This is a genomic window from Halomonas sp. KAO, from assembly GCF_015595025.1.
Lineage (GTDB): Bacteria > Pseudomonadota > Gammaproteobacteria > Pseudomonadales > Halomonadaceae > Halomonas.
In genome coordinates this window covers 1-25,450 of record NZ_JADNRL010000011.1, presented here as the reverse complement: position 1 = coordinate 25,450, position 25,450 = coordinate 1, and the positions used below count along the sequence as shown (strand labels likewise).

The window sequence follows — 25,450 nt, the reverse complement described above, 5'->3', positions numbered from 1 at the left end:
AGCCTCGTGGGCTCACTCTCCCTCGGCCAGCGCCGGCAACAGCGTCTTCAACTTTCGCGTCAGGGTATTGCGCCCCCAGCCCAGCAGTTCGGCGGCCTCTCCCTTGCGTCCACCGGTATGGCGCAGCGCGGTCTCGATCAGGATGCGCTCGACGTCGGGCATGGCCTCCTCCAGCAGGTGCGTATGGCCGGCGGCCAGGGCCTGATCGGCCCAGTCGCGAAAGGCCGCCCGCCAGTCGCCGCTGGCGCCGAGCATCTCCTCGTTCACCTGGCGCAGCTCCGGCGGCAGATCCTCGCAGAGAATCTCGCGCCCCGAGGCCATCACGGTCAGCCAGCGGCAGGTGTTCTCCAGCTGGCGAACGTTACCGGGCCAGGGCAGTCGCGCCAAATAGCGCTCCGCCTCGGGGGTCAGCACCTTGACGTCGGTTGCCAGCTCCCTGGCCGCCTCGGCCAGAAAGTGACGCGTCAATTGCGGGATATCCTCGCGGCGCTCGGCCAGCCGCGGCAGATGCACACGAATCACATTGAGCCGATGGAACAGATCCTCGCGGAAGCGCCCCTCCTCCACCAGCCGCTCCAGATCCTGATGGGTGGCGGCGATGATGCGCACATCCACCTTCACCGGGGTATGCCCGCCCACCCGATAGAACTCGCCGTCGGCCAGCACGCGCAGCAGCCGAGTCTGAGCCTCGGCGGGCATGTCACCGATCTCGTCGAGAAACAGGCTACCCCCGTCGGCCTGCTCGAAACGGCCCTGCCGACTTGCGGTCGCCCCGGTAAAGGCCCCCTTCTCGTGGCCGAACAGCTCGGACTCGATCAGGTCGTGGGGAATCGCCGCCATGTTCAGCGCCACGAAGGGCTTGTCCGTCCGCGGGCTGTGCTGATGCAGCGCCCGGGCGACGCGCTCCTTGCCGGTACCCGACTCGCCATTGATCAGCACCGTAATGGGCGAGTGGGAGAGCCGGCCGATGGCGCGGAACACCTCCTGCATGGCCGGCGCCTCGCCGATGATCTCGGCATCCAGCCCCTCCGGGGCGCTGATCGGCCTGCGGCGCTCGCGGGCATGGGCCACTGCACGGCGCACCAGCGCCAGTGCCTCATCGACATCGAAGGGCTTGGGCAGGTATTCGAAGGCACCGCCCTGATAGGAGGCCACGGCACTATCCAGGTCGGAGTGAGCGGTCATCACGATCACCGGCAGCTCCGGGTGCGCCTCGCGCACCCTGGCCATCAGATCGAGACCATCGATGCCCGGCATGCGGATATCGGTCATCAGCACGTCAGGCGGGTCGGCCAGCAGGCGTTCGAGAGCCGAGTCGGCACGCTCGAGGCACTCCACGTCGAGGTCGGGCTGGGCCAGGGCGCGCTCCAGCACCCAGCGGATGGCGCGGTCGTCATCGACGACCATCACGCGTGCAATATCAGTCATGGCGCGTCTCCAGAGGAATCAGCAGTCGGAATTCGGTATGGCCCGGCGCCGAAGCGCACTCGATCAGCCCCTGGTGCTGATGCAGGATGCCCTGGGCGATGGAGAGCCCCAGGCCGCTGCCTCCGGCACGCCCCGACACCATGGGGTAGAAGAGCGTCTCCTGCAGCGCCTCGGGGATGCCCGGCCCGTTGTCGATGATCGCCACCTCGCACACCAGCCGATGGCGCTCGGCTCCCAGGGTGAACTGACGACGCGCCCGGGTGCGCAGCACCAGCCGTGGCTCGGGGGTGGACGCCTCGTGCATCGCCTCCATGGCATTGCGCACCACATTGAGCACCGCCTGAATCAGTTGCGCCTCATCAGCGGAGAGGTCCGGCAGGCTGGGGTCGTAGTCACGCTCGATGCGCACCCCGGGGTGTTCGGCAAGCACCAGGGTGCGGACCCGCTCCAGCACCCTGTGAATGCTGAGAGGTTCATGACGGGCCACTCGGTTGGGCCCCAGCATGGAGTCGACCAGATCGCGCAGGCGATCCACCTCCTCGATGATGATGCGCGTGAACTCATGATGCGCTGGATTCTCCAGGTCGCGCTCCAGCAGCTGAGCCGCGCCACGAATGCCCCCCAACGGATTCTTGACCTCGTGGGCCAGCCCCCGGGTCAGCACCTTGACGGTTTCCTGGCGGGTCATCAGCGCCTCCTCCCGGGAGATGCGGATCAGACGATCACGGGGCTCCACCTCCAGCAGCAGCTCGTCCTCGGCGAGGGGAGTGGCGGTGAAGTCCACGGTCAGTGGCTCGCCTCCCAGCAGCACCAGGCGCGCCTCACGGCGAGTGAAGGGGTGGCAGGCATCCAGCGCCTTGGTGAGCACCGCCTCCATCCCATCCTCCTGCTCCATCGACGAGCAGAGTGCGCTTCCCCGAACCCGGCTCAGGCTGACCGAAAGCAGCGCCTCGGCGGCGGGGTTCATCCATGTCACCCTGAGCTCACCATCCAGCAGCAGCACGGCAGTGGAGAGGTGTTCCATCAGGCGTTGGTATATCGCGGCGGCCATATCGGTTCCAGGTCGGCTTGTGCAAGAGGGCTTGTGCAAGAGGGACGTCTAGATGAAGCAAGAAACGGGCCAGGGCGCGAGGCTCCCTAGGCGGGCTTATGACGGGACGAGACGCGCCATACATGCACCAAATTAGTGCATTTCGTGGCGCCCTGCACCGTCCCCGGCGACAAGCGAAACAGCGAGGATCGGAATAGCGGGGATCGAGACAGCGGAACACACTTCCCTCCTCTTATCGGCAGGCGTTGATCAGAAGGGGGACAGTGTCATGGCAGGAGAAGGCGGGGACGTCCGGAAGCGTCCTCAGCCACTGGTCGGGCGATTCACGTTGGCGCGCAGCACATAGATCGTCACCGGAGAGGTGCGGTGGCGAATCTCGCCGCGGGCATCCAGCAGCTCGGCCTGCAGCACGTGCTCACCAGGGTTCATGTTGGGCACCATGAAGGCCGAGGTGTGCATCGCCGACTGGCTGATCTGGCCATCCACCAGCAGCCTGACGCGATGATCCTCGCGCAGGCCGGGCGAGATCCCCAGGTCCACGGCGATATTACCCGCCACGCCTACCGGAAAGGCCTGCTCATGGGTCGGTGAGACGATGCGGAAGCTGTCATAGGGCATGAAGGGCTGCCCCGGACGGGACGTCGCGGGCGCACTATTAGTAGGCCGCGGCGCGACCTGGCCGGCGTCTGCACTCCCCCGGGACGGTACCACCGTCACCGGCGCCAGCTCCACCTGTTCGCCGCCCAGGTCGGGATCATCGGTGAATACCACATTCCCCTGGGCGTCCGTGGTGCGATAGATGGTCTGGCCGTAGGCCGTCAGTGTTACGCCCAGAGCCAGCACGAGTGTCAGGACCGTTTTGCCCATGGGGGTCTCCGCCTTGCCAAAGAGTCGATCGCCGGCAACCTGCCGCCTACCGATAATGTAGATCACATCATAAGCAGGCCCGATGCCCCAGCGCCAGCAGCAACTGGCCGAGCGGCGAGGCTACGGCCTAGGATGGCCCTGTAGACACACTCCAAGGAGACCGATGGTGGACAACTGGCAAGCGGTGGTGGCACTGACGCTGATGGCGGGCATGGCGATGCCGCTCGGGGCCTGGGCGGCCTGGAAGGAGCGCATCGATATCCCGTGGCTCGAGAGCGAGCTGCGCCACGGCATCATCGCCTTCGGTGGCGGGGCTCTGCTCTCGGCGGTGGCCCTGGTGCTGGTGCCCGAGAGCCTGCCGGACCTCTCCCTCGGAGGCGCTGCCGCCTGGTTCCTGGCCGGCGGCACTGCCTTCATGGCACTGGATGTGATGCTGGCACGCAGCGGCTCCTCGGCCAGCCAGCTTGCCGCCATGCTCGCCGACTTCGTTCCCGAGGCGCTGGCGCTGGGGGCCGCCTTCGCCTATGGCAGCAACGGCGGCATGCTGCTGGCCGGCCTGATGGCGCTGCAGAACCTGCCGGAAGGCTTCAACGCCTATCACGAGCTGCGCCAGAGCACCGCCTATTCCTCACGCCGCCTGGTCGGCATGTTCTTCACCATGGCCTGGCTGGGGCCGCTCGCCGGCCTCGGTGGGTTCTGGTGGCTGTCCGACTACCCCTCGGTAGTCGCAGCCATCATGCTGTTTGCCGCCGGCGGCATCCTCTACTCGGTGTTCCAGGACCTGGCCCCCCAGGCCAGGCTCGAGCGCCACTGGGGCCCGCCGCTCGGCGCGGTGCTCGGCTTCTCTCTGGGTATCGTGGGCCATATGCTGATCCATTGAGTCGGTGATAACGCAAGCGGCACGCCCGAAGGCGTGCCGCTTGCGTAGGCCTAACCAGAGCCCGCGGGCTCTCATCAACAGCTGCAGTGCGTAGTTAACAGCTGTAGTACATGTCGAACTCGATCGGGTGGGTCGCCATGCGCAGACGATCCACATCCTCCCTCTTGAGCTCGATATAGGCATCGATCATGTCGTCGGTGAAGACACCGCCCTCGGTCAGGAAGGCCCGGTCCTGTTCCAGCGCTTCCAGGGCCTGGTCGAGGCTATGGGCCACGGTCGGCACCTTCTTGCCCTCTTCCGGCGGCAGGTCATAGAGGTTCTTGTCCATGGCGTCGCCGGGGTGGATCTTGTTCTTGATGCCGTCGATCCCGGCCATCAGCATCGCCGCGAAGCACAGGTAGGGGTTGGCGGTCGGGTCGGGGAAACGCAGCTCGACCCGCTTGCCCTTGGGGCTGGCGGTGTAGGGGATACGGATGGAGGCCGAACGGTTGCGGGCGCTGTAGGCCAGCATGACCGGCGCCTCGAAGCCCGGCACCAGACGCTTGTAGGAGTTGGTGGAGGCATTGGTAAAGGCGTTCAGGGCACGCGCGTGCTTGATGATGCCGCCGATGTAGTAGAGCGCCATCTCGGAGAGGCCGGCGTACTCGTCGCCCGCGAACTGGTTGACCCCCTCCTTCCAGAAGGACTGGTGCACATGCATGCCGCTGCCGTTGTCGCCCACCACCGGCTTGGGCATGAAGGTGGCGGTCTTGCCGTAGGCGTGAGCCACGTTGTGGATCACGTACTTCATCTCCTGGACCTCGTCGGCCTTCTTGACCAGGGTGTTGAACTTGACCCCGATCTCGTTCTGACCGGCGTTGGCCACCTCGTGGTGGTGCACCTCGACGCTCTGGCCGATCGCCTCCAGGGTGTTACACATCGCACCGCGAATATCGTGGAAGCTGTCCACCGGCGGTACCGGGAAGTAGCCACCCTTGACCCGCGGCCGGTGGGCCAGGTTGCCCCCCTCGACCTGACGATCGGTGGCCCAGGCCCCCTCCTCGGAGGTGATCCTGTACATCGCCCCTTCGGGGTCGGCCTTCCAGTGCACCTCATCGAAGATGAAGAATTCGGGCTCCGGACCGAAGAAGGCGGTGTCGCCCATGCCGGTGGACTGCAGGTAGGCCTCGGCACGCTTGGCGATGGAGCGCGGGTCGCGGTCATAACCCTGCATGGTGGCCGGCTCGATGACATCGCAGCGCAGCACCAGGGTGGCGTCCTCGGTGAAGGGGTCCAGGAAGGCGGTGCCATCCTCGGGTCGCAGGATCATGTCGGACTCGTTGATCCCCTTCCAGCCAGACATGGAAGAGCCATCGAACATCTGGCCGTTCTCGAAGAACTCCTCATCGACATCACGCGCCGGAATGGTGACGTGCTGCTCCTTGCCGATGGTATCGGTGAAGCGCAGGTCGACCCACTTGACGTCATGTTCTTCGATCAGGGCGAGCGTCTTGGTAGACATGGTGTCCTCCGGTTGAGCATGGCTCGATAATTGAGGGGTTCAGGCACCGGAATGCAGGAACCCCAGCAAGTTGTTGTAGCACGCCGCAGGCACGCTGCCCACGACGGCCCCATAACACTGACTGATGATCATAACATTGCAGGCGGCGTGCCAACCTATGCACCATGCAGAAAAGAAATTCTCAAGATATTGAATAAAGGAACTTATTTTCGGATCCTTCCGGTGCTAAACAGGTGTGGGCGGGCGTACCGGGGGAGAGGCTCGCCAGCCTGCGCACCATTCTGGTGCACAAATGGAGGCGGAGGCACCACCACGTAGCATCAATAACATTTGATACATCAATTAACTTCAAGCTACACTTTATTACAACATACCCGCCGGCCGCGACTCCAGGCCGTCGTCCAGAGCCTTTTCTTCTGGCCTCGGAGTTCCTCATGGCCTTACCATCCGGCACCCTACTCATCGATGCACGCAATGCCGGTGCAAGGCTACCCAGAGAACTCTCATTAGTGGCACCACTCACTACCGACCAGGGCGTCGAGCTGATCGTGATCGACGATACCCAGGACACCCGGGTCACCCGTATCGCCAGCCGCTACAAGGCACGCCATGTGCGCCTCTCCGGCCTCCCGCTGGGCGAACGGCTCAATGCCACCATCGCTGACACCAGCGGCTCGGTACTGGTGTTCCCCATCCTTGGCTGTATCGCCTCGACCCGCGTCCTGCTGCAGCTGGTGCAGCGCATCGATGCCGGCGAGGTTGACGCCGTGACCCTGTCCGGCGAGCCACCCGGCCTGTTCGCCCGACTGCTGAGGCGCCAGAAACCGCCCCCCATCGTCGGCATCTGCATGGCCCGTCAATGGTACGAGCGCCTCGGCGGCTGTGATCCGCTGCTCGACCATGACGCCCTCGACGATCTGGTGGAGCGCCTGCGCCATTGCGGGGCTCGCCTGGAGCGCATCACCACGAACCGCCAGGCAGGCTGACCCCTCCGCAGCGCCAGGAAACACAGCCCACATCGGCAAACTTGCTACTCCTGCGCACCGCTAATCTGTACAATACGCGTCCCACATCCCTGCCCCGCGCCTAGGGTACTTACCAGAACGTGTACATAGGTGCGTACATATCAGCGAGTCACACCTTATGAGCACGACCGTAAGTCATTCTGATGTAAGCAATCTTCGCAATATCGCCATTATTGCCCACGTCGACCACGGCAAGACCACCCTGGTCGACAAACTCCTCAGCCAGTCCGGCACCCTGGACCGCAAGGCCGAAGGTCAGGAGCGCGTCATGGACTCCAATGACCAGGAGAAGGAGCGCGGCATCACCATCCTGGCCAAGAACACCGCGATCCGCTGGCAGGCGCCGGCCGGCCAGGACTACCACATCAATATCGTCGACACCCCCGGACACGCCGACTTCGGCGGCGAGGTCGAGCGTGTCATGTCCATGGTCGACTCGGTGCTGCTGCTGGTCGACGCGGTCGATGGCCCCATGCCCCAGACCCGCTTCGTGACCCAGAAGGCCTTCGACCAGGGCCTGAAGCCGATCGTGGTGGTCAACAAGATCGACCGCCCCGGCGCCCGCCCCGACTGGGTGATCGACCAGATCTTCGACCTGTTCGATAATCTCGGCGCCTCCGATGAGCAGCTCGATTTCCCGATCATCTACTGCTCGGCTCTCAACGGCATCGCCGGCCCGGAGCCCGACCAGCTGGCCGAGGACATGACCCCCATGTTCCAGGCCATCGTCGATATCGTCGAGCCGCCCAAGGTCGAGCTCGACGGCCCCTTCCAGATGCAGGTCTCGGCGCTGGACTACAATAGCTATGTCGGTGTCATCGGCCTGGGCCGCATCAGCCGCGGTTCCGTCAAGCCGAATCAGCAGGTCACCGTCATCACCAAGGAGGGCGACTCCCGCAAGGGCAAGGTCGGCCAGGTGATGACCCACCTGGGCCTGGAGCGCGTGCAGACCGACGAGGCCACCGCGGGTGATATCGTCTGCATCACCGGTATCGACAACCTGGCGATCTCCGACACCCTGTGTGACCCGGCCGCCGCCGAGGCGCTGCCGCCGCTCTCGGTGGACGAACCCACCGTCTCCATGACCTTCCAGGTCAACGATTCGCCGTTCGCCGGCAAGGACGGCAAGTTCGTCACCAGCCGCAACATCAAGGATCGCCTCGAGCAGGAGCTGATCCACAACGTGGCGCTGCGTGTCGAACAGGGCGATACCCCCGAGAAGTTCAAGGTGTCCGGTCGTGGCGAGCTGCACCTCTCGGTGCTGATCGAGACCATGCGCCGCGAGGGCTTCGAGCTCGCCGTGGGCCGCCCCGAGGTGATCATTCGCGAGATCGACGGCCAGATGCAGGAGCCGTACGAGGAAGTGATCATCGACTGCGAGGAGCAGCATCAGGGTGCCATCATGGAGGAGCTCGGCTACCGCAAGGGCGAGCTCAGCAACATGAACCCCGACGGCAAGGGTCGTGTGCGTCTGGACTTCATCATCCCGGCGCGTGGCCTGATCGGCTTCCGCGGCCAGTTCATGACCCTGACCTCGGGCACCGGCATCCTCACCAGCCGCTTCGACCACTACGGCCCGCTCAAGCCCGACGCCGCCATCGAGCGCCGCAATGGGGTGCTGGTCTCCATGGTCCCGGGCAAGGCACTGGCCTACGCCCTCTATGCCCTGCAGGAGCGTGGCAAGCTGATCATCGACCACGGCACCGAGGTGTACGAGGGCATGCTGATCGGCATCAACAACCGCGCCAACGACATGGTGGTCAACCCCACCAAGGGCAAGAAGCTCGACAACATGCGCGCCTCGGGCAACGACGAGAACATCGTGCTGACCCCGCCGGTGAGGTTCTCTCTGGAGCAGGCCATCGAGTTCCTCGATGACGACGAACTGGTCGAGATCACTCCCAACCATATTCGACTGCGCAAGAAGCACCTGACCGAGAACGAGCGCAAGCGCGCCGCCAAGAAGTAAGCGCTGCCGTATCGCTTTGCCAAGCCCGCCACCCGGCGGGCTTTTTCATGGCCGCTCGTCGGCCGTTCCTTTCCCTGGGCTGCTGCAACCTTCTATGCTGGAGTCACCCGCGGCGGGCGCGCGCCTCGCCGCCGCCTTCATAGCAACCCAAGCAGGAGAGCCGAGATGCACAAGCACGTGGAGTGGGACGACCCCGGCGCCGACAGCGTGATGCGCCACTTCCAGCAGGACAGCAGTGGCCACTCCGAACCGGGGCCCGGCGATATCCTCTCGGCGCGCCACGAAGGCGCCGTGGTGCGCGTGAAGGTCGAGGCCTACGTGGATGGCACCAGCATCGGCGATGTGGCGGCGATCATCGCCGTGGACAACGGCCGCCGCCTCAAGTCTCACGGCAAGCTCGCCCTGGGCGACACCGTCCGCCTCCCCGACGCCTGCCGCGCCCTGGAGCCGACCCTGGGTGACCCCGACGACAGAGACCAGGATGGGTAGTCGATACCCTTATCTTCCAGAACGTTAACGCGACGTAAACGGAGTGCACTGGTTACCGACCGGGTTTTGGCGCACAGTGGCGAAACGGCCACCGGCCCACGGACTCAGCCTCGGAGCCACGATGAGCACGCATAACGTCTGGACTCACAAGGGTACCTTCCTGCTGGCAGCGATCGGCTCGGCGGTCGGCCTCGGTAACCTGTGGCGCTTCCCCTACCTGGCCGGCGAGAACGGCGGTGGGGCCTTCTTTCTGGTCTACGCCCTCACCATCTTCGCCGTGGGCATACCGATCCTGATCGCCGAGACCATGCTCGGTCGCAACAGCCGGCGCAGCCCCATCATGGGCATGCGCTTCCTCACCCGCACCCACAGCACCTCACGAGGCTGGGAAGCCATCGGCTGGCTGGGCGGCATCTCGGCCTTCCTGATTCTCAGCTTCTACTCGGTGATCGCCGGCTGGGCCATCCACTACACCTGGCAGATGCTGACCGGCTCCCTGGTCGGGGCCGATATCGAGAGTATCGCCACCGACTTCGATGGTCTACTCGCCTCCCCCTCGCTGCTCACGCTCTATCACACCCTGTTCATCGCCGCCTCGGGGCTGATCGTCGGCCTCGGCGTCCACCAGGGCATCGAGCGCGGCTTGCGGGTGATCATGCCGGCGCTGTTCGTGATCCTGCTGGTGGTGCTCGCCTATGGCGTGACCCACGGCGACTTCCCCGCCGCGGCCGGCTTCCTGTTCACCTTCAATCTCGCCGACCTCAGCCTGGAGGGCTGGCTGGAGGCCATGGGCCAGTCGTTTTTCACCCTGAGTCTCGGCATGGGCGCCATCATGGCCTACGGCGCCTATATGTCCGGCGAGGTGTCGCTGACCCGCACCGCGATCATCGTTGCCGTCGTCGATACCGCCGTGGCCGTGGTCGCCGGCCTGGCGATCTTCTCGCTGGTCTTCGGGGCCGGGCTCGACGCCGGTCAAGGCCCGGGCCTGATGTTCATCACCCTGCCGCTGGCCTTCGCCGAGATGCCCGCCGGTGCACTGATCGGTGGCGTCTTCTTCGTTCTGGTGCTGGGAGCGGCGCTCAGCTCCTCCATCTCGCTGATCGAGCCGGTGGCCGCCTATCTGGTCGAGCGTTTCGACCTCACCCGCCCCCAGGCGGTGTTCGTCATGGTAGTGACCACCTGGGCACTGGGCCTGCTCACCGTGATCAGTTTCAACCTCTGGGCCGAGGCGAGCCCCTTCCACGACCTGTTCGGTTACCACCCCTTCGACCTCTTCGAGCTGCTCAGCAATATCTTCATGCCACTGGGCGGCATGCTGATCGCCCTGTTCGCCGGCTGGGCCCTGACCCACTCCGAGGTAGTGAAGGAGATGGGCACCAGCGGGGCCTGGTTCATCGCCTGGCGCTTTCTGGTGCGCTTCATCGCTCCGGCCGCGGTCGCCTTCGTCTTCCTGCACGCCATCCCCCAGGTCGGGGGCTACCTGATCCCGACCATCGGCGCGGTGGTGATCGTCGGTGCCTTCGCCGCCAGCCGCATCTTCCTGATGGAGGATGACCCGACGCATTGATTCCCGTGCCGCCCATCGGGGCGCTTATCGGGAGCAGCGAAGCGGCCTGGCAAGGCATCGCCGGCAGAGATGCCTCTGGATGCAACAGGCAGATAAAGCAAGAAAATAAAAAAAGCAGATAAAACAAATAGATAAAACAACCACGAGACATAACGCATGGTACCCATGATCGACGTGCAACACGTCAACAAGGCCTTCGGCGGCCTCAAGGTGATCAACGACTGCTCGCTCTCGGTAGAAGCGGGCTCGATCACCGGCCTGATCGGCCCCAATGGCGCCGGCAAGTCGACCCTGTTCAACATCATCGCCGGGGCCCTGCCGCTGGACAGCGGCAAGGTGCTCCTGAATGGCGAGGAGATCACCAACCGTCCGGCCAACGAGCTGTTCCACAAGGGACTGCTGCGCACCTTCCAGATCGCCCACGAGTTTTCCCAGATGACCGCGCTGGAGAACCTGATGATGGTGCCACCGGCCCAGGCAGGCGAGAGCCTGTTCAACACCTGGCTCAAGCCCGGACTGGTGCGCTCCCAGGAGGCCGAGGTGCGTCGCCGCGCGCTGGAAGTGATCGACTTCATCGGCCTGCATCACGTGCGCAACGAGCTGGCCGGCAACCTCTCCGGGGGGCAGAAGAAGCTGATCGAGCTTGGTCGCACCATGATGACCGATGCCCGGGTGGTGCTGCTCGACGAGATCGCCGCCGGGGTCAACCGAACCCTGCTCGGTGACCTGGTCGAGAACATCGAGCGGCTCAACCGCGAGATGGGCTACACCTTCCTGGTCATCGAGCACGATATGGAGATGATCGCCCGGCTCTGTGACCCGGTGATCGTGCTCGCCCAGGGCAGCGTGATGGTCGAGGGCTCCATCGAGGAGATCCAGAACAACCCCGAGGTCATCGAGGCCTACTTCGGAGCGTCCCAAGATGCCACTACTTGAAGCGCGTGACGTCTATGGCGGCTACGGCGGCATGAACATCCTCAACGGGGTGAACATGACCCTCGAGGCCGACGAGATCGGTGTCATCGTCGGCCCCAACGGCGCCGGCAAGTCCACCATGCTCAAGGCCATCTTCGGCCAGCTCGTCGTCACCCAGGGCGAGATCCTGCTGCGCGGCGAGCCTATCCACAACCTGCCGCCCCATCGCCTGGTGCAGCAGGGCATGGGCTTCGTGCCCCAGGAGCACAATGTGTTCTCGAGCCTGACGGTGAAGGAGAACCTGCAGATGGGGGCCTTCCTCAAGCCGGGCAACGTCAAGCGCATGCTCAAGCAGATCTACGACTTCTTTCCGCCTCTCTACGACAAGCGACACCAGCCGGCCGGCGAGCTCTCCGGCGGCCAGCGGCAGATGGTCGCCATGGGCCGTGCGCTGATGGCCGAGCCCAGCGTGCTGCTGCTCGACGAGCCCACCGCCGGCCTCTCGCCGCTTTACATGAACGAGATCTTTGCCCAGGTGAAGCAGGTCAACGCCGCCGGTGTCGGCATCCTGATGGTGGAGCAGAACGCCAAGCAGGCCCTGGCCATCGCCGACAAGGGCTTCGTGCTGGCCGCCGGCCAGAACCGCTTCACCGATACCGGTGCCGCCCTGCTGGCGGACCCGGAAGTGGCCAGGAGCTTCCTGGGCGGCTGAGCGCCCCGGGAGGACAAGGAGAATCAGCCTCGTGAATGAACTCGTCTTCTTTATCAACAACGTAATCGTCGCCGGCAGCGTGACCGGCTCGATCTACGCCATCGGTGCGGTGGGGGTGACCCTGGTCTTCAGCATCATGCGCTTCGCCCACTTCGCCCACGCCGACATGATGACCTTCGGCGCCTTCATGGTGCTGCTGCTGACCCTGGCCTTCCCCCAGGCCGGCGCCGCCGTCGGGCTACCCACCGCCGTGGTGATGCTGCCGCTGGCCATGCTGCTGACCGCCGGCCTGGCGGTAGGCATCGACCGGGTCTTCTACAAGCCGCTACGCGCCCACGGCGTGAAGCCCATCGTCATGGTGATCGCCTCGCTGGGGGTGACCCTGATGCTGCAGGGGCTGATCCGGGTCTTCGCCGGCACCAGCGGCGAGAGCCTCTATGTCGACGACCGCAAGGAGATCTTTCGGCTCGCGCTGCCCTTCGAGGGCGCCCGAGCGCCGATCGTGGTCACCGAGCCACAGCTCATCCTGTTCGTGCTGACCGTGATCTGCGTGGTGGGGCTGCATCTCTTCCTGTCGCGCTCGCGGCTGGGCAAGGCGATGCGGGCGATGTCCGACAACCCCGACCTGGCACGGGCCTCGGGCATCAACACCAACCTGATCGTGGCGGTGACCTGGGTGATCGTCGGGGGGCTGGCAGCCATCGCCGGCACCCTGCTGTCGCTCGACGTCACCTTCAAGCCGGACCTCAGCTTCTTCCTGCTGCTGCCGATCTTCGCCGCGGCCATCGTCGGTGGCGTCGGCCACCCCTACGGCGCCATCGCCGGCGGCTTCCTGGTGGGGTTCGCCGAGACACTGGCGGTCTTCAACTGGGGCGTGCTGCTGCGGCCCTTCCGCGACAGCCTGCCGGAGTGGCTCTCCGGCGCCGGCAACCTGGCCTTCGTCGGCTCCGAGTACAAGATCGTGGTGCCCTTCTTCATCCTCGTCGCCATCCTGGTGTGGCGCCCCACCGGCATCTTCAAGGGTAAGGTGATATGAGCACACAGCAAACGCATCGAGAGGACCTGGTCGCCGCGCCGTCGCGCTTCCCCCTGCGCGAGGTGGTGCTGTTCGCCCTCCTGATGGCCGCCATCCTCGGGGTCTTTGCCACCATGGGCGCCGCCTACAGCACCCGCATGCTGGTGGAGGCCGCCTGCTACGCCATCCTGGCCCTGGGCCTGACCATCCAGTGGGGCTATGCCGGCCAGTTCAATGCCGGCGTGATGGGCTTCGTGGCCCTCGGCGGCTACTGCGCCATGGCCTTCAGCATGCCGGTCAACGGCGAGTTCTGGGCCAGCCCCCTCGCCGGCGAGCTGGGCATGGTGGTACTGATGGCCCTGGGGGGCTTACTGGTGGTAGTCGGCGCCAGCCGCCTTCACCACCTGGGCGTCCCCAAGCGCCTGCGCACCGGCCTGGCGGTGGTCCTGGCGCTGCTCTTCTACCTGCTGGTCTCGGCCCGCCTGGGCGTGGTCACCGAGCAGATCGAGTCGCAGTACGACTATATCGGCGGCCTGGGACTGCCCCCCTGGCTGGGCTGGATCGTCGGTGGGGTGGTGGCCGGGGTGGTGGGCTACTTCATCGGCAAGGTCTGCCTGGGGCTGCGCAGCGACTACCTGGCCATTGCCACCCTGGGCATCGCCGAGATCATCAAGGCGGTGCTCAAGAATGCCGACTGGCTGACCCGCGGCACCGCCACCGTCTCGCCCCTGCCCTGGCCGGTACCGGGCCCCGCCGAGGTGGGCTTTACCCTGGCCCGGGCGCTCTACTTCTCGGTGACCGCAGTGATGATCGTGGCGATCTTCTACCTGCTCACCCGCGCCTATCACGCCCCCTGGGGACGCATGATCCGTGCCATCCGCGACAACGAGATCTCCGCCGCGGCCATGGGCAAGGACATCAACCACCGGCGCCTGGAGATCTTCGTGCTGGGCTGCATACTGATGGGCATCGGTGGCGCCGCCCTGGGCAGCTTCAACGGTCTCTTCGACCCCCAGGGCTACCTGCCCCTCAACCACACCTTCCTGGTACTGGTGATGGTGATCCTCGGCGGCCCGGGCAACAACCTCGGCACCCTCTTCGGCGCCTTCGCGGTCTATATCATCTGGGTGATGTCGGAGCCCCTGGCGCTGGCGGTGCTGGACCTGGCGGTCACCCTGGGCGAGGGCAGCTTCGGCTGGGAGGCCACTACCAACCTCGACAGCCGCGCCCTGCAGGCCCGGGTGTTCGTGATCGGCCTGCTGATCTCCCTGGTGCTGCGCTTCGCCCCAAAGGGGTTGCTGCCCGAGAAGGTGAAGCACCACGGATAGGCTGGAACAAGAAGGCCCCGACGTGAAACCGCCGGGGCCTATGTGTTTCGGGTCTAGCACTCAGAGCTTACTTGTCCAGGAAGCCCTTGCTGACGAACTTACCATCCTCGACCGCCATCTCCTCGACGATGCCCGGCACGTCGCCCTTCTCGTCGAACTCATGGCTGCCCGAGGCGCCCTCGTAATTGATCTCCTCGCCGGCGGCGATCAGCTCCAGGGCCTTGTCCCACTCGCCGGGCAGGATCACCTCGCCCGGGGCGGAGGAGACGCTGCGCAGCGCCTCGGAGAGGCCCTCGCGTTCGGCGCTGCCGTTCTGTTCGATGGCCAGTGCCAGCAGGAAGGCGGCGTCGTAGCCCTGGCCGGCGAACACCGCCTCGTGGGAAATCTCGCCCGCCTCGGCCAGCTCGACGAAGCGCTCGGTGCCCGGGCTATCCGGGTTGCCCGGCCGCGTGGCGATGAAGCTGTCGTTCAATACCTCCTCGCCCACGCCATCGAGCAGGCCCGAGATCACCATGCCGTCGGCGCCGATATAGCGGTTGAACATGCCGCTCTCGTAGGCCTGACGTACCACGGTCTGTCCGGAGGTATCGCCATAGGCCAGCACCACCAGGTCGGGTACGCCGGTGGCCGAGAGCGTGCCCAGCTCGGAGCGGTAGTCGGCACGGTTGTCCTCGTGGGCCAGGTTCTCGGCCACCGTGCCGCCCTCGGCCTCGTAGGTGGCCACGAAGGCATCGGCCAGGCCGCGCCCGTAGTCGTTGTTCACATAGGTGACCGCGACCTCATCGATGCCCTTCTCCAGCAGCATCTTGGCCAGCGCCTCGCCCTGGAAGGCATCGGAGGGCACCGTACGGAATACCAGGTCGTTGTCGTCCAGCTCGGTCACCGCCGGTGCGGTGGAGGCCGGCGAGACCATCACCACCCCGCCCGGGATGGCGGCGTTGTTGGCCGCGGCAATCGTGGCACCGGTACACAAAGCACCGACGATGGCCGTGACCTGCTCGCTGTTGACCAGACGGTCGGCCGCGTTGGAGGCCGCCGAGGCATCGGAGCAGGTGGTATCGCCGCTGGGCATGGAGATCTGCTCACCGCCCAGCACACCACCCTGCTCGTTGACATGCTGAATGGCCAGCTGCGCCGCATCGTAGACCGGTGGAGTGAGGGTCTCGATCGGACCGGTGAAGCCGCCCAGGAAGCCAACCTTCACCTCGGCCTGGGCCGACCCCATGGCCAGGGCGGAAGCCGCCACCGCCATCGCTACCAGACTCTTCTGAACCGGGCTCTTATTCATATTGTTCGTCTCGCTTGGTTTTCAGGGATGGTTTGCAGAGATGACACACCCCTTAAATCTGGAAGGGCAAAGGAAAAAACTCAAGTCTACCCTGCCAACGCTCGGCCCCTCAGGGGGGCGAAGTGGCACCTATACTGAGCCAGGCAATACTGACTCAGGCAACACGAAGTCAAACAGTACTGAGTCGACAGTACTGAGTCAGGCAATCCCACCAACGGGAGTTACCATGATGATTCGTCACTCTCCAATTCCTGCGGCCCTGCTTCCTGCCACCATGGCCCTGGCCATGACCGCCGGCGGCGTCCAGGCCTTCGAACCCTCCGGCGAGGAGATCGCCTACCGGGTCGACGGCGAAGCCTTCGCGGGCTATCTCTCCCTTGCCGAGGGCCAAGCCCGCGGCAGCGTGCTGATCATCCATGATTGGGGCGGCCTGGATGACTACGAACGCCGCCGCGCCGACATGCTGGCCGAGCTGGGCTATGACGCCTTCGCCGTCGATCTCTACGGCCAGGGCAATCGTCCGGCGGAAGTCGAGGCCAAGAAGGCCGAGACGGCGCGTCTCTATGAAGATCGCGAACGCATGCGCACCCTGACCCTGGCCGGTCTGGCCGAGGCCCGCGCCCAGGGCGCCGCCAATGGCGCGGTGATCATGGGCTACTGCTTCGGTGGCGCGGTGGTGCTGGAGATGGCTCGCTCAAGCGAGGCCGAGGACGTGCACGGCTTTGCCAGCTTCCACGGTGGCCTGAGCACGCCCGAAGGCCAGAGCTGGCCCGAAGGGGCTGGTCCCATCCTGATCGCCCACGGCGGCGCCGATGCGATGATCTCTCTGGAGGATGTCGCCACCCTCGGCAATGAGCTCGAGAGTTCCGGCGCCACCTACCAGATCGAGATCTACTCCGGCGCTCCCCACGCCTTCACCGTCTTCGGTAGCGACGCCTATCAACAGCGCGCCGATGAGCGCTCCTGGCGCGCCTTTCAGGAGCTGCTTGCGCAGGCCCTGCCACCCTCGTCCTGATCAGGCTATGCGACCCGCTATTTCCAGGCTCAGGCCCGGCACTTTGCTGCCCGCTAAGCCTGGAATATTCACTCCCTGGCGCGTCACGCACCGTCGCTCGGCATGGCCTGCCTTGCATCAGGCAGCCTCTCGTTGACGTGCAAAGCATCGTTTTAGCGGAAACAACAGAACTTCTTTCTGTAGAATCACCGCCCCGCACAACAAGCTCACCATAAAACTGCATTTATCCAGCAAGGAGTCATGCAATGACCCAATCCCCGCATAGCCCCAGGGGCAACTTCTGGCGGCGCACGCCGCTCTGGCAGAAGATCCTGGCGGGCCTGGTACTCGGTGTGCTGGCCGGCGCCCTGATGGGCGAGAGCGCCAGCGTCTTCAAGCCCATCGGCGATATCTTCATCAGCGCCATCAAGATGCTGATCGTGCCCCTGGTGTTCTCGACCCTGGTGGTCGGTATCACCGCCATGCGCGACCCGCAGAAGATGGGGCGCATCGGGGCTCGCACCATCGCCCTCTACCTGATCACCACCGCCTTCGCCATCAGCATCGGCCTGCTGGCCTCCTGGATCTTCCAGCCGGGGGTCGGCCTGGAGATGAGCTTCGAAGCCGGTGCCGAGGCCAAGGAGGCCCCCAGCCTGGTGGAGATCATCGTCGGCCTGGTGCCCCAGAACCCCGTCAGCGCCCTGGCCAGCGGCAATATCCTGCAGATCATCGTCTTCGCGATCGGCCTGGGCATCTCCCTGACCCTGATCGGCGAGAAGGGTGAACCGGTAGTACGCGTCTTCGACAGCTTCGCCGAGGCGATGTACAAGCTCACCGGCATCGTCATGGCCTTCGCCCCGTTCGGCGTATTCGGCCTGATCGCCCATGTGGCCGGCAGCTATGGCCTCGAGGTGCTGCTGCCGCTGGCCAAGGTGATCGGCGTGGCCTACCTGGCCAGCATTCTGCATGTGCTGGTGGTCTACTCCGGCATGCTCGCCCTGATCGGCAAGCTCAATCCGCTGCGCTACCTGCAGGGCATTCTCGACGCCCTGGTCGTGGCCTACTCCTCCGCCTCGTCGTCGGGCACCCTGCCGGTCTCCATCCGCTGCGCCCAGAAGAACCTCGGCGTCTCGGAGGGTGTCTCCGGCTTCGTGCTGCCGGTCGGTGCCACCATCAACATGGACGGCACCGCCATCTACCAGGGCGTGGTCGCGGTCTTTATCGCCCAGCTGCTCGGCGTCGATCTCAGCCTGATGGACTACGGCATGATCATCGTCACCGGCACCCTGGCCTCCATCGGCACCGCCGGTGTGCCCGGCGCGGGCCTGGTGATGCTCTCCATCGTCATGGCCCAGATCGGCCTGCCGCTGGAGGCGATCGCCGTTATCGCCGGCATCGACCGCATCCTCGACATGGCCCGCACCAGCGTGAACGTGGCCGGCGACCTGATGGTCACCACCCTGGTCGGCAAGAGCGAAGGCGAGCTCGACGAGAGCATCTACAACGCCCCGCGCAAGGGCTGACTCACCCGGGGCCGGCACCCTGCCGGCCCCGCCCGCCTCCCCATGCTAGAGTGACCCGACACATCCGCGTGCGGAGGTCACCATGCAGATAACTCACCTCAGCGGCAGTCGCCGCGATATCGGTCTGGGGCACGGCCGTGCCCATGCGCCACTGATCCACGCCAGCATCGAGGTCTACGACCGCCTGTTTGGGGACTTCGTCGGCCTCGACTGGCCCCAAGCGCGTCGCCAGGCCGAGCGCTTCGGTGGCATGATCGAACAGCGCTTTCCCGCCATTCTCGAGGAGATGGCCGGCATCGCCGAGGGCGCCGGGCTCGAGCTCGCCGATATCCTGACTCTCAACTGTCGCAGCGAGATCTCGCTGACCCAGGCCAGTGGCGGCTGTTCCGCCTTCGCCCTCGAACGCGCTGGAACACAGTGGCTGGCCCAGAACTGGGACTGGCGCGCCGACCAGCTCGACAATGTGGTGGCACTGCATATCGAGGGCGACGATGCCCCGCCGCTGGTCAGCATCGGCGAGGCCGGCATGGCGGCCAAGATCGGCATGAATGCCCATGGCATCGGCGTCTGCCTCAACGCCATCCGCTCCCGCACCTGCGGCGAGGGGCTGCCGATCCATGTGGCGCTGCGCAAGATACTCGAGAGCCCCGACCTGGCCTCTGCCCGGGCGGTGGCCACCGACAGCCGCGTCTGCTCGCCGGCACACTTCCTGGTGGCGAGCGCCGATGGCCAGGCGGTGGGCCTGGAGGTCCACTCCGGCGAGCCCGGCGCGCTCTCCCCCCGAGACGGTGCGGTCACCCACACCAACCATCTCTATGACGCCGCCGTGACCTGCCGGGTCGAGGACTTCCCGCGTCCCGACTCGCGCCCCCGCCTGGAACGCCTGAATACGCTGCTGGGCGGCCTGGCGGAAGATGCCCCGGTAGACGAGGCACGGCTGTTCGAGGTCCTCGCCGATCACGACAATCATCCGCTGTCGATCTGTCGCCACTTCAACCCCGACCAGCCCGCCGAGGAGCGCATGGAGACGCTGTTCGGCGTGGTCATGAATCTCACCGAGCGACGCCTGACCCTGCGCCACGGCAAGCCTTGCGAGAGCACGGACGGCCTCACCCTGACGCTGCCCGTCGACTGAGGTCATCGACGCACGAGGGAGCGGTGAGAGAGGTCATTGGCGAGAGAAGTCATTGGCGAGAGAAGTCATTGGCGGGGAGAAACAAACGACACTCAAAGGCAAACGATAACGCTTGTCATTATAAGCGAGCAGGCGTAGAGTTCTCGCCGTAAATGATTCTCATCAACAGCGAGAGTTCCCATGAAGAAACTGCTGTTCACCGCCATGTGCCTGGGCCTGCTGGGTAGCACCGCCAGTGCCGACGACCACGAGCGCGCCGACCACTTCGAGGGCGAAAGCGCCGAGACCCTGGAGCAGGCGGTTACCAACTTCACCGAGACCAACCGCCGGCTGGCCGAGCTGCTGGCCCAGGAGGAGCTCAGCAATAGCGATCTGGGCACCATCCACGAGCTTACCTACACCCTCGAGAACGCCCTGGCGAAGATCGACGAGGAGCTCGAGACCATGGCCGTGGACCTCGAGGAGGTACACCTGGGTTCCGAGACCCTCGACCACGAGCGCGTCAGCAGCCATGGTGCCGCCTATCTCGAGGCCGCCCAGACCCTGACCGAGTAACGCCATGTCGGGCAACCGTGGTCTCTCCCACGGCCCCGAACGCACGACGGCCGAGCCCCGGTGGGCTCGGCCGTCGTCGTTATGCCGGATCTGCCGCCGGGCGATCAGTCCGCCAGTGCTTCCTCCACCAGGGCGCGCGCCTGCTTGCTCATCGGCAGGTCAAGCGCCAGCTCGTGGGCCCGCGGCGACATCTTCTTCCAGGTCTTCTGCACGATACGAATCAGATGGTCATGGTCGATCTGCCTGGCGAAGTCGGCGAAGTAGTTCTCCAGGAAAACCAGGCAGGCACAGTCCTCCACCGCCTGGGCACCCGCCTCTCGTCCCAGACCCTGCTTGCGAATCATCCGCGCCACCGCCTCGGCATCCTCCTCGCCATAGCCCGCCTCGCGCATCAGCGCCGCGGTGGTAGCGCCGGCGCGCTGCCCCTGATCGCGACGCCAGGTCAGGTAGCCCACCCGTCCCTCGGGATAGTCGCTGCGCGGCACCTCCCAGCGCTGCAGATGCTGCCCCCGCACGGCCAGGCGCATGCGCTCATCGGGTTGCTCGTGCAACCGCTCCAGCCAGGCACTCATGCGCCCGGCATGCCACAGCTCCCGGGGCACGCTCTCGCCCTCCACGGTGACGTGGCGGGGGTCCTGGGCGTGCAGCGCATCGAGCGCCTCCATGACCTGCTGGAAGGGGGTTTCATTAACAGACGGCACCGTCATTCACAGATCTCCTGAAGATACACTCGCTAGGTCACCCACTCCACGCGATCGCGGCCGAGCTCCTTGGCGCGGTAGAGCCTACGGTCGGCGCGGGCATAGAGCCTGTCGAAGTCATCCTGCTCGCTCGCCTCGGCGATGCCGATACTCACGCTAAGCTCGCCGGTTGCCACCGCTCCAGGCATCGGCATCTGTCCCACCGCCTCCAGCAGGCGATTGGCGAGGCGATGGGCCGCATCGAGATCGCTGTGGGGCATCAGAATGGCGAACTCCTCGCCCCCCATGCGGGCCACCACATCCATGCGACGCACGCTCTCCTGCAACAACCGGGAAAACCGCACCAGGACCTCATCGCCCAGGGGGTGGCCATAGGTGTCGTTGAAACGCTTGAAATGATCCAGATCCAGCAGCACCAAGGCGAGAGGCTCATCACCGCGTTCACGGCGGGCGAAGGCCCCCTCCGCCTCCTGCAGCAGACGGCGGCGATTACCCACCCCGGTCAGCTGGTCGGTCAGGCTGAGGCGCTGCATCGCCTCGCTCTGCACCTGCAAACGCCACAACATCAACAGCACGCCCCCGATGGCCACCAGCAGCATCCACATCAGGACGGCACCAGTCAGGGTAAGGCGCTGCATGAAGTGCCGCTGGTCGGCAGAGGCCTCGTGAAGCAGCTGATTCAGCTCGCTATAGGACCAGGCCAGCGACTCCTCGATATCCAGTCCCAGCTCGCGTAGCTGATGGGCCTCCTGCTGCGTCAGGGTACTGTCGCGGCCCACTCGGTCAATAACCTGCTCCAGCTCCGACAGGCGGCCTTCCACATCCGCCAGTTCCTTCACGAAGGGCCGATAATCCCGGGGAGGCAGATCGCTGCGCCGCAGGTGGTTATCAAGTCCCTGTATCCTGAGCGGGATTCTCCATATCAGATCACGCAGCTGCTCCAGATGGAGCGGGTCGGGCCTGTCGAGCAGGCTCTCCAGAATCAGCCGCAGCCGATCGGGGTCATGCTGGGCACGCACCAGATCGGTCACCATCGCGGTGTAGTTGGCACCCACCAGCCGCCTCGCCTCGGAGTAGTAGACCCCGAAGGTCGAGAGACACAGCAGCACGACCAGCAGATAAGCCAGCAGCAGGCCTCTTGCCCACAGGCGTGACATCACCTGACGTTGATCTCGCGAATGGCCCAGATCCAGCGTGTCATCGGTTCGCTGCCTTCGATCACGGCCTCGGCGTCCTCAGGCACCACCAGCATGAAGGGCCCGTGGCTCCTGACGGTAAGCGGCTCTCCATCGAGCCGGGTCACCAGCAGGTAGGCCTTCTCGTGACGCTGGGCAGGGCTCAGGAAGACGGTGTAGCCATCATGGGCAACGAAGCGCACCCGAGGCGCCGACTCCAGGCCATGTTTGCGCAGGAAGTCATCCAGCCAGACCCCGGTAAAGCGCCCCTCGAAGCCTTCCGGATGACGCATGTCGATGCGGGTCGTGGTGACGGCCTCCACCTCGTCCAGCGTCAGGATGCGTTTCGTGGTGCCCTGGGAAAGCGCCAGCCCACTCGGGGAAGCCCAGGCCACTCCCCCCACCATCAGCAACAGCCAGGCCACATGAACAAGATACCGACGTAAAGATGGCACGGAGGGCTCCTCGATGTTGATCGCTTCGACTATGCGCAGCTTGACCGCCAGATTCAAGATTAGCCTACCGCCCCCTGCCGGGCACACAGCAAGCCGCTGGCGCGAATATCCGCCAGGCACCCCCGGCCGATGCCAGCAATTGCCCGCCATTGGTGGCCGGCGCTATCGCCATGGATGACATGTACCGTGCCGGCCAGCAGATAACGGCGCATGATGCCTCCACGCAAAAGGCCGTTACCCTGACGGCCCGGCGTGGAATCATCAATGACTTAACAAGGAAGTCTAAATGTCATAGCACCGACAAGAGGATGTCATCACCACAACGGATGATGCGGTGGCAGCCTTCATCATCCTCGGAGCTCCTTATGAACATCACGCGTCGTGATGCCCTCAAGCTCGGTCTCAAGGCAGGCACCACCCTCGGTACCTGCCTGGCCGCCCCCTCCATCGTGCTGGCCCAGGGCCGCCGCCCGATACTGCCCTACGGGGTGATGAGCGGCGACATGCGCCGCGACCGCGCCATGCTCTGGGCACGCGCCGACCGGCCCGCACGCATGCTGGTGGAAGTCGCCGACAACCCCGAGTTCCGTCACGCTCGTCAATTGATGGGGCCCGAGGTCCTGCCTGCCACCGACCTCACCGCCAAGCTCGACGTCACCGGGCTTGGCGGCATGGAGACCGCTCACTACCGTGTACGCTTCGCCGCCCTCGACGATCATCGCGCCATCAGTGAACCGATCAGCGGCCGGCTGCGCCTACCGCCCGCCACCCCCCGCGACGTGCGCTTCGTGTGGTCCGGCGACACCGTCGGCCAGGGCTGGGGCATCGACGAATCGCGCGGCGGCATGACCACCTACGCCACCATGCGTCGTCAGCGTCCCGACTTCTTTATCCACTCCGGCGACACCATCTACGCCGATGGCCCGCTCAAGGAGAGCGTGACGCTCGCCAACGGCGAGACCTGGCGCAACCTGATCACGCCGGAGAAGCTCAAGGTGGCCGAAACGCTGCAGGAGTTCCGCGGCCAGTACGCCTACAACCTGATGGACGCCAACGTTCGCCAGTTCAACGCCGAGGTCCCCATGCTCGCCCAGTGGGACGACCACGAGACCACCAACAACTGGTACCCGGGCGAACTCCTCGACGACGACCGCTACACCGAGAAGAACGCCAGCCTGCTGGCGGCTCGCGCCCGGCGTGCCTTCTTCGAGTACATGCCGCTGCGCCAACTGCCCGAGTCGCCCGGCAGGATCCATCGACGCTTCGCCTATGGCCCCAGCCTCGAGGTCTTCATGCTCGACATGCGCACCTACCGCGCGGCCAACAGCCACAATCGGCAGGCAGAGGGTGAGGCAGCCAACTTCCTGGGGCAGGATCAGCTGCGCTGGCTGCTCGAGGGCCTACGCCGCTCCACCGCCACCTGGAAGATCATCGCCGCCGATATGCCGATCGGGCTGATCGTGCGCGACGGCGAGCACTTCGAGGCCATCGCCAACGATCACCATGGTGAGCCACTGGGGCGTGAGATGGAGATCGCCGAGCTGCTGCGCGCCATCCGCGATGAAGCCATTCACAACGTGGTGTGGCTCACCGCCGATGTGCACTACACCGCCGCCCACCACTACTCACCCGAACGCGCCAGCTTCAAGGAGTTCGCCCCCTTCTGGGAGTTTGTCAGCGGTCCTCTCCACGCCGGCACCTTCGGGCCCGGCGAGCTGGATGGCACCTTCGGCCCCGAGGTGGTGTTCCAGAAGGCACCACCGGAGGGGCAGTCCAACCTGCCGCCCTCCGACGGTTACCAGTTCTTCGGCCAGGTGGATCTCGACGGCGAGAGCGAGGTCCTCACCGTCACCCTGATGGATGCGGCCGGGGATGCCCTGCATACCCAGGCACTGACGCCCCAGCGGGCGTGAAAACATCGATCATTCTGAAGCCGACGGCACCGCCTCGAGCCGTGGCGAGCTCAATGCGACGGTGTCTCCGGGTTGCTGAGCGAAGCGGGAATACCATGCGACACTGTCCGGTCTCGGAAATAGGCCTAGTGGGTGACAACAGTGAACCGGTCGAACGGCACTGGAGTCCCTCAAGGTAGGCCGACACGACACCCGATGGGAGGAGACACCGTGAAGTACCTCTTCGAAGTGAAGATCCGCGACGGTCACACCGCCGAGGAGTACGCCGACGCCTGGGTGCGCGCCAGCGAGTTGATCCAGCAGGCCCCCGGCGCCCTGGGCACCGAACTGCATCGCAAGATCGACGACCCCAAGACCCTGATCGCCATCGCCCACTGGGACAGCAAGGCCAGCCGCGACGTCATGGAGGCCCAGCCTGCGCCCAAGGTGAAGGAGATCATCAAGAGCGCTGCACCCTTCTGCGAGATCCACGTGATCGGCGAGTTCGAGGAGCCAGAGTGGGTGGTGATGCCGTCGGGCCAAAAGCAGGATCATGATTAATCCATGACGCTCCACTGAAATGCTGTGAAATAACCGATCGCAGATTCCAATCCGCGCGACCCGTGTGGGCCGCGACTTCGGCTGGCTGATGTATCGCTCCAGCGTGGCCGTGTTTCTATCCGCGCGACCCGTGCGGGCCTCGACACCCCCTTCTCGAGTTATCGACTCAGCCATCAATGTTTCTATCCGCGCGACCCGTGCGGGCCGCGACTCGCCCAGCGCGCCTTGTCGTCGGGGGCCTGACGTTTCTATCCGCGCGACCCGTGCGGGCCGCGACGATAGCGGGGAGATTGAAGACCCGGCCCACTACAAGTTTCTATCCGCGCGACCCGTGCGGGCCGCGACGTGGGGTCCACCATCCCAGTCGTGACATAAGTGATAGTTTCTATCCGCGCGACCCGTGCGGGCCGCGACACACGTTCGC

General features: G+C 65.2%; 24 protein-coding genes and 1 CRISPR repeat array. Of the genes, 15 read left to right on the top strand and 9 right to left on the bottom strand.

Annotated elements, in window-relative coordinates; all coding sequences use genetic code 11:
* Positions 1 to 12: 12 nt before the first annotated feature.
* The 3 genes from ntrC to IOC61_RS05220 all read right to left on the bottom strand — a co-directional run bounded on the left by ntrC (position 13) and on the right by IOC61_RS05220 (position 3,346).
* Positions 13 to 1,428: a nitrogen regulation protein NR(I) gene (ntrC, locus tag IOC61_RS05230; RefSeq protein ID WP_195687825.1), complete on the bottom strand. Its 1,416-nt coding sequence runs from the start codon at positions 1,426 to 1,428 to the stop codon at positions 13 to 15.
* Complete coding sequence (gene glnL / locus IOC61_RS05225) at positions 1,421 to 2,467, bottom strand: nitrogen regulation protein NR(II) (protein ID WP_324254688.1); 1,047 nt, start codon at positions 2,465 to 2,467, stop codon at positions 1,421 to 1,423. Before glnL ends, ntrC begins: the two co-directional genes overlap by 8 nt.
* A gap of 315 nt (positions 2,468 to 2,782) precedes the next feature.
* Positions 2,783 to 3,346, bottom strand: coding sequence for a DUF4124 domain-containing protein (locus tag IOC61_RS05220; protein WP_195687823.1), 564 nt, complete (start codon positions 3,344 to 3,346; stop codon positions 2,783 to 2,785).
* A gap of 166 nt (positions 3,347 to 3,512) precedes the next feature.
* Here IOC61_RS05220 and IOC61_RS05215 point away from each other — a divergent pair, with 166 nt between their 5' ends.
* Complete coding sequence (locus tag IOC61_RS05215) at positions 3,513 to 4,226, top strand: divalent cation transporter (RefSeq protein ID WP_195687822.1); 714 nt, start codon at positions 3,513 to 3,515, stop codon at positions 4,224 to 4,226.
* Positions 4,227 to 4,320: 94 nt separating this feature from the next.
* Here IOC61_RS05215 and glnA read toward each other — a convergent pair whose 3' ends face one another.
* Positions 4,321 to 5,727, bottom strand: coding sequence for a glutamate--ammonia ligase (gene glnA, locus IOC61_RS05210; RefSeq protein WP_195687821.1), 1,407 nt, complete (start codon positions 5,725 to 5,727; stop codon positions 4,321 to 4,323).
* 434 nt (positions 5,728 to 6,161) lie between these two features.
* On the opposite strand from glnA, the gene IOC61_RS05205 reads away from it, so the two are divergent.
* The 8 genes from IOC61_RS05205 (at position 6,162) to IOC61_RS05170 (ending at position 14,747) form a co-directional block, all read left to right on the top strand.
* Positions 6,162 to 6,713, top strand: coding sequence for a hypothetical protein (locus IOC61_RS05205; RefSeq protein WP_195687820.1), 552 nt, complete (start codon positions 6,162 to 6,164; stop codon positions 6,711 to 6,713).
* Between the two features lie 157 nt (positions 6,714 to 6,870).
* The gene (gene typA, locus IOC61_RS05200; RefSeq protein ID WP_195687819.1) at positions 6,871 to 8,721 is read left to right on the top strand and encodes a translational GTPase TypA; all 1,851 of its coding nucleotides are present in this window, start codon (positions 6,871 to 6,873) and stop codon (positions 8,719 to 8,721) included.
* Positions 8,722 to 8,886: 165 nt separating this feature from the next.
* A complete protein-coding gene (locus tag IOC61_RS05195; RefSeq protein ID WP_195687818.1) occupies positions 8,887 to 9,210 on the top strand; it encodes a hypothetical protein in 324 nt (107 codons plus the stop codon).
* Positions 9,211 to 9,331: 121 nt separating this feature from the next.
* On the top strand, positions 9,332 to 10,777 hold the full coding sequence (locus tag IOC61_RS05190) for a sodium-dependent transporter (protein ID WP_195687817.1): 1,446 nt from the start codon (positions 9,332 to 9,334) through the stop codon (positions 10,775 to 10,777).
* Between the two features lie 156 nt (positions 10,778 to 10,933).
* Positions 10,934 to 11,713: an ABC transporter ATP-binding protein gene (locus IOC61_RS05185; protein ID WP_195687816.1), complete on the top strand. Its 780-nt coding sequence runs from the start codon at positions 10,934 to 10,936 to the stop codon at positions 11,711 to 11,713.
* Complete coding sequence (locus IOC61_RS05180) at positions 11,700 to 12,404, top strand: ABC transporter ATP-binding protein (RefSeq protein ID WP_195687815.1); 705 nt, start codon at positions 11,700 to 11,702, stop codon at positions 12,402 to 12,404. Before IOC61_RS05185 ends, IOC61_RS05180 begins: the two co-directional genes overlap by 14 nt.
* Positions 12,405 to 12,435: 31 nt before the next feature.
* Positions 12,436 to 13,440: a branched-chain amino acid ABC transporter permease gene (locus IOC61_RS05175; protein WP_195687814.1), complete on the top strand. Its 1,005-nt coding sequence runs from the start codon at positions 12,436 to 12,438 to the stop codon at positions 13,438 to 13,440.
* Positions 13,437 to 14,747, top strand: coding sequence for a branched-chain amino acid ABC transporter permease (locus IOC61_RS05170; protein WP_195687813.1), 1,311 nt, complete (start codon positions 13,437 to 13,439; stop codon positions 14,745 to 14,747). The genes IOC61_RS05175 and IOC61_RS05170 overlap by 4 nt, the downstream gene beginning before the upstream one ends.
* Positions 14,748 to 14,814: 67 nt before the next feature.
* Here IOC61_RS05170 and IOC61_RS05165 read toward each other — a convergent pair whose 3' ends face one another.
* Complete coding sequence (locus IOC61_RS05165) at positions 14,815 to 16,035, bottom strand: ABC transporter substrate-binding protein (protein WP_229332943.1); 1,221 nt, start codon at positions 16,033 to 16,035, stop codon at positions 14,815 to 14,817.
* A 226-nt stretch (positions 16,036 to 16,261) separates the two neighbouring features.
* Here IOC61_RS05165 and IOC61_RS05160 point away from each other — a divergent pair, with 226 nt between their 5' ends.
* From IOC61_RS05160 to IOC61_RS05145, 4 genes are all read left to right on the top strand, one after another.
* Complete coding sequence (locus IOC61_RS05160; protein WP_195687812.1) at positions 16,262 to 17,050, top strand: dienelactone hydrolase family protein; 789 nt, start codon at positions 16,262 to 16,264, stop codon at positions 17,048 to 17,050.
* A 245-nt stretch (positions 17,051 to 17,295) separates the two neighbouring features.
* Positions 17,296 to 18,552 (top strand): dicarboxylate/amino acid:cation symporter, encoded by a 1,257-nt coding sequence (locus IOC61_RS05155; protein ID WP_195687811.1) that lies wholly within the window; start codon positions 17,296 to 17,298, stop codon positions 18,550 to 18,552.
* Positions 18,553 to 18,634: 82 nt separating this feature from the next.
* Complete coding sequence (locus IOC61_RS05150) at positions 18,635 to 19,687, top strand: C45 family autoproteolytic acyltransferase/hydolase (RefSeq protein WP_195687810.1); 1,053 nt, start codon at positions 18,635 to 18,637, stop codon at positions 19,685 to 19,687.
* 180 nt (positions 19,688 to 19,867) lie between these two features.
* Positions 19,868 to 20,242, top strand: coding sequence for a DUF6746 family protein (locus tag IOC61_RS05145; RefSeq protein ID WP_195687809.1), 375 nt, complete (start codon positions 19,868 to 19,870; stop codon positions 20,240 to 20,242).
* Between the two features lie 104 nt (positions 20,243 to 20,346).
* On the opposite strand, the gene IOC61_RS05140 is transcribed toward IOC61_RS05145, so the two are convergent.
* Genes IOC61_RS05140 through IOC61_RS05125 form a run of 4 tightly spaced genes read right to left on the bottom strand, consistent with a single transcriptional unit; the run spans position 20,347 to position 22,785 of the window.
* Positions 20,347 to 20,949 carry a DUF4202 domain-containing protein gene (locus tag IOC61_RS05140; protein WP_195687808.1) on the bottom strand — a complete coding sequence of 201 codons (603 nt, stop codon included), beginning with the start codon at positions 20,947 to 20,949 and terminating at the stop codon, positions 20,347 to 20,349.
* A gap of 26 nt (positions 20,950 to 20,975) precedes the next feature.
* Positions 20,976 to 22,100 (bottom strand): sensor domain-containing diguanylate cyclase, encoded by a 1,125-nt coding sequence (locus IOC61_RS05135; protein WP_195687807.1) that lies wholly within the window; start codon positions 22,098 to 22,100, stop codon positions 20,976 to 20,978.
* Entirely contained in the window at positions 22,100 to 22,573 is a 474-nt protein-coding gene (locus tag IOC61_RS05130) for a molybdopterin-dependent oxidoreductase (protein ID WP_195687806.1), read from the bottom strand. The genes IOC61_RS05135 and IOC61_RS05130 overlap by 1 nt, the downstream gene beginning before the upstream one ends.
* A gap of 59 nt (positions 22,574 to 22,632) precedes the next feature.
* A complete protein-coding gene (locus IOC61_RS05125; protein ID WP_195687805.1) occupies positions 22,633 to 22,785 on the bottom strand; it encodes a hypothetical protein in 153 nt (50 codons plus the stop codon).
* A 153-nt stretch (positions 22,786 to 22,938) separates the two neighbouring features.
* Here IOC61_RS05125 and IOC61_RS05120 point away from each other — a divergent pair, with 153 nt between their 5' ends.
* Together IOC61_RS05120 and IOC61_RS05115 are read left to right on the top strand one after the other, a co-directional pair.
* Complete coding sequence (locus IOC61_RS05120; protein WP_195687804.1) at positions 22,939 to 24,486, top strand: alkaline phosphatase D family protein; 1,548 nt, start codon at positions 22,939 to 22,941, stop codon at positions 24,484 to 24,486.
* 210 nt (positions 24,487 to 24,696) lie between these two features.
* Positions 24,697 to 25,026 carry an antibiotic biosynthesis monooxygenase family protein gene (locus IOC61_RS05115; protein WP_195687803.1) on the top strand — a complete coding sequence of 110 codons (330 nt, stop codon included), beginning with the start codon at positions 24,697 to 24,699 and terminating at the stop codon, positions 25,024 to 25,026.
* Between the two features lie 43 nt (positions 25,027 to 25,069).
* Positions 25,070 to 25,440: direct repeats of the CRISPR family, unit length 33 nt; unit sequence GTTTCTATCCGCGCGACCCGTGCGGGCCGCGAC.
* Between the last annotated feature and the right edge of the window lie 10 nt (positions 25,441 to 25,450).